The sequence below is a fragment of the uncultured Brevundimonas sp. genome (assembly GCF_937870815.1).
In the GTDB taxonomy this organism is placed as follows: Bacteria; Pseudomonadota; Alphaproteobacteria; order Caulobacterales; family Caulobacteraceae; genus Brevundimonas.
The window spans coordinates 1-3,288 of the sequence record NZ_CALMZS010000125.1; the positions used below are offsets into that span (position 1 = coordinate 1).

5 protein-coding genes and 1 pseudogene are annotated in these 3,288 nt (G+C 69.4%); 1 reads left to right on the forward strand and 5 read right to left on the reverse strand.

Annotated elements, in window-relative coordinates:
• From Q0588_RS08150 to Q0588_RS08170, 5 genes and pseudogenes are all read right to left on the reverse strand, one after another.
• A pseudogene (locus Q0588_RS08150) lies at positions 1 to 165 on the reverse strand (phenylalanine--tRNA ligase subunit alpha); the annotation flags it as partial.
• An 88-nt stretch (positions 166 to 253) separates the two neighbouring features.
• On the reverse strand, positions 254 to 607 hold the full coding sequence (gene rplT, locus Q0588_RS08155) for a 50S ribosomal protein L20 (protein WP_298745435.1): 354 nt from the start codon (positions 605 to 607) through the stop codon (positions 254 to 256).
• Positions 608 to 657: 50 nt separating this feature from the next.
• Positions 658 to 855, reverse strand: a complete 198-nt coding sequence (gene rpmI, locus Q0588_RS08160; RefSeq protein ID WP_003166435.1) for a 50S ribosomal protein L35 — start codon at positions 853 to 855, stop codon at positions 658 to 660.
• A gap of 344 nt (positions 856 to 1,199) precedes the next feature.
• Entirely contained in the window at positions 1,200 to 1,721 is a 522-nt protein-coding gene (infC, locus tag Q0588_RS08165) for a translation initiation factor IF-3 (RefSeq protein WP_055827440.1), read from the reverse strand.
• A 120-nt stretch (positions 1,722 to 1,841) separates the two neighbouring features.
• Positions 1,842 to 2,807, reverse strand: a complete 966-nt coding sequence (locus tag Q0588_RS08170; RefSeq protein ID WP_298745436.1) for a glycosyltransferase family 9 protein — start codon at positions 2,805 to 2,807, stop codon at positions 1,842 to 1,844.
• Positions 2,808 to 2,878: 71 nt separating this feature from the next.
• Between Q0588_RS08170 and Q0588_RS08175 the strand changes: the two genes are divergently transcribed.
• Positions 2,879 to 3,288, forward strand: a 410-nt coding sequence (locus tag Q0588_RS08175) for an alpha/beta hydrolase (RefSeq protein WP_298745437.1), incomplete at its 3' end; no start/stop codon positions are given.

A 3,288-nucleotide genomic window follows, 5' to 3' on the forward strand; every position in this document is an offset into this window, starting at 1 on the left:
CTCGCGCCGCTCCTCCGGGCTCATCGCGCCCATGCCCTTGAGCAGGCCCGAGATCGAGCCCTGTTTGCCGAGGGCCGCGACGCGCAATTCCTCGACGGCGGCCGCCGTCTCCGCGCCGCCGATGGCGTTGATCAGGTCGAGTTCGAGCTGGTTCAGGTCGGTCATGTCGCAGTCCGTCTAGCGGTTGCGGCGCCCAGCAAAAAGCCCCCCGGCGCGGCCGGAGGGCCTTTGCGTCTTCCGTCGCCGGAAAAACCTAGGCCAGGGCGCCGCGGACCTTGTCGGCGATGGCCTTGAAGGCGGCTTCGTCGGCGGCCATGGCGGCCAGGACCTTGCGGTCCAGCTCGATGCCGGCCAGGCCGAGGCCGTGGATGAACTGGCTGTAGGTGAAGCCTTCCAGCCGGGCCGCGGCGTTGATGCGCTGGATCCACAGGGCGCGGAAATTGCGCTTCCTGGTGCGGCGGTCGCGGTAGGCGTACTGCCCGGCGCGGTCGACCGCGGCCTTGGCGGTGCGGATGGTGTTCTTGCGGCGGCCGTAGAAGCCCTTGGCCTGCTTCAGAACCTTCTTGTGCCTGGCGTGGGAAACCACGCCCCGTTTGACGCGAGCCATGTCGCTATCCTTTCAAATTCAGTGTGGAGATCAGGTCAGACGCGCGCCGGTCAGGCGTACGGCATGTAGGACTTGATCTTCTTGGCGTCGGCGTCGGCCATGACCGAGGTGCCGCGGTTCTGGCGGATGTATTTGCTGTTGTGGCTGATCAAGCGGTGCCGCTTGCCCGCCACGCCGGCCTTCACCTTGCCCGTCGCCGTGAATTTGAAGCGCTTCTTGGCGCCAGACTTCGTCTTGAGTTTCGGCATTTTCCACTCTCTTGTTGGGCTGCCGTCCTTCGGACTGCCTGAGCCCGGAGATGCGAATGGCGGCCTGGATTAAGAACCGCCCAGGCATGCCTGTTCGCCCGGCGGTTCGATACGCGAAGGCGCGGCTTCTAGTCGAACCGGGCCCGGATGGCAAGGCGGGTCGGGAGCCCCTCTTGCCCGGCCGTGACGGCCGGAGCGCGCAAGGGGCCGGATTCCGGGCTCGAGGCGGCGGACGATCTCGATCAGAGGTTCCGCCCGAACGTGGCTCCAGTCGCCGTGGATAATCCGAAGACGGCGACCGGCCCCGGGGGGGGGGGGCGTCTGGAGGCGCGGGGATCCGGCGGCTATTTCGGGGCCAGGATCATGATCATCTGCCGGCCTTCCATGCGCGGCGCATATTCGACCTTGGCGATCTCGTCGAAATCGGCCTGGACCTTGTTGAGCAGCTTCATGCCCAGCTCGGGGTGGGCCATCTCGCGCCCCCGGAAACGCAGCGTCACCTTGACCTTGTCGCCCTCGTCGAAGAAGCGGTGCATGGCCTTGGCCTTGACCTCGTAGTCGTGGACGTCGATGTTGGGCCGGAGCTTGATTTCCTTCAGCTCGACGACCTTCTGACGCTTGCGCGCCTCGGCCTTCTTCTTCTGCTCCTGGAAGCGGAATTTGCCGTAGTCCAGAATCTTGCAGACCGGCGGTTCCGAGGTGGAAACGATCTGAACCAGATCCATGCCGGCCTCCTCGGCGGCCTCCAGCGCGGCGGACGTGGGCATGACGCCCTGCTTTTCGCCGTTCTGGTCGATCAGCAGGACGCGCGGCGCGCGGATATCCTGGTTCATGGGCGGCCCGTCCTTGACGGGCGGCTGGTTCATCGGACGGCGAATGGGCGTCGTTTCCTTGCAGGTGGACGAAAGGCGGTGCGCGGGAGCAGGCCCGCGACGGATCGCGAGTTCCTCCCAAGCGGCCCTATATGACCGCGAACGCCCGCCGCTTCAAGGTTTGGCGGCGCGGCCGGGGCCGATGAAGGCCGTATGGAGATCGAGCACGGCCTCAAGGACACGGTCGACGCCCAGGGCCTCGATCGGCGCGAATTCGCCGCGCGCGCCGTTCGAGGCGACCGTGCGGGTCCGGGGCCCCCAAGGTCCGTAGAGCCACCACTCGGTCGGGCCGAACAGGCCCAGCGTCGGCCGGCCCGCCGCCGCGGCCACATGCATCAGTCCGGAATCGTTGCCGACGAACAGGGCGGCCCGGTCGATCGCCGCCGCCGAGGCGAGGATGTCGCCCTTGCCGACGAAATCGATCCCGCGCGCCGCGGCCGCCGCCAGGGCCGGGGCGGCCGGCGGATGGTCGCCGGGACCGCCGACCAGCATGAACCGCCAGCCGGCGAAGCGCGGCTCGGCCTTCAGTCGTTCGACCAGGGCGGCCCAGCGGTCGGCCGGCCAGCTCTTGCCCGGCTGATGGGCGATGGGGGCGAGGGCGAGGATGGGCCCCGGCCCGGAGCCCGCCGCCAGCTGCGGATCGATCACCGCCGCGGCCTCGGCCCGGGCCCGGTCGTCGATGAACAGCTCGGGGTCCAGCGGCCGCTGCGCCCGCATCAGGCGGGTGACCATCTCGACCTTGGGCGAGCCCGTCTCCAGGCCGCGGTGATAGACCCGCCGGGTCCGGGCCCGCACCTGCCAGGCCAGGGCCGAGCCGCGGATGTCGACGACCATGTCCCAGCGGGTCCCGACCACCTGCTTCCACAGGCCGATCCAGTGGCCGGCGAATTTCTTCTTGTCGAGGACGATGACCCGTTCGACTCCCGGAGCCGAGCGGAACAGGGGGGCCGGCGGGCGGCCGCAGGCGACGGTGATCCGGGCCCCCGGCAGCTGGCGGCCGATCTCGCCGATCACGCCCGAGGAGATGACGCAGTCGCCGATGCGGTTGGAGGTGACGAACAGGACCCTGGGTTCGGACACGCGGATTGGCCTTCGCTTCGCTAGCGGTCGTTCGCTATCAGTCCCGAACCGATTGCGCGAGAGGGACGCCGATGGACGACCTGGAACAGCTAGCCCGGCCCGACGGGGAGCACCTGGCCCTGAAGCGGGTCCGCGGCGACGGCCCCACCGTGGTCTGGATCGGCGGCTTCCGCTCGGACATGGAGGGGACCAAGGCGCTGGCGCTCGACACGGCGGCGCGCGAGCGGGGCTGGAGCTACCTCCGCTACGACCATTTCGCCCACGGCCGATCCTCCGGCGACTGGCGCGAGGCCACCATCGGCCGCTGGCGCGAGGACGCCATCGCCCTGATCGACAGCCTCGAAGGCCCGGTGGTTCCGGTCGGATCGTCGATGGGCGGCTGGGTCGCCCTGCTGCTGGCCCTGGCCCGGCCCGAGCGGCTGGCCGGCCTGGTGCTGGTCAATCCGGCCCCGGACTTCACCGAGGACCTGATGTGGCCCGG

Excerpts from the sequence above, each read along its gene's own strand:
- rplT (WP_298745435.1), bottom strand. The coding sequence starts at position 607 with ATGGCTCGCGTCAAACGGGGCGTGGTTTCCCACGCCAGGCACAAGAAG.
- rpmI (WP_003166435.1), bottom strand. The coding sequence starts at position 855 with ATGCCGAAACTCAAGACGAAGTCTGGCGCCAAGAAGCGCTTCAAATTC.
- infC (WP_055827440.1), bottom strand. The coding sequence starts at position 1,721 with ATGAACCAGCCGCCCGTCAAGGACGGGCCGCCCATGAACCAGGATATC.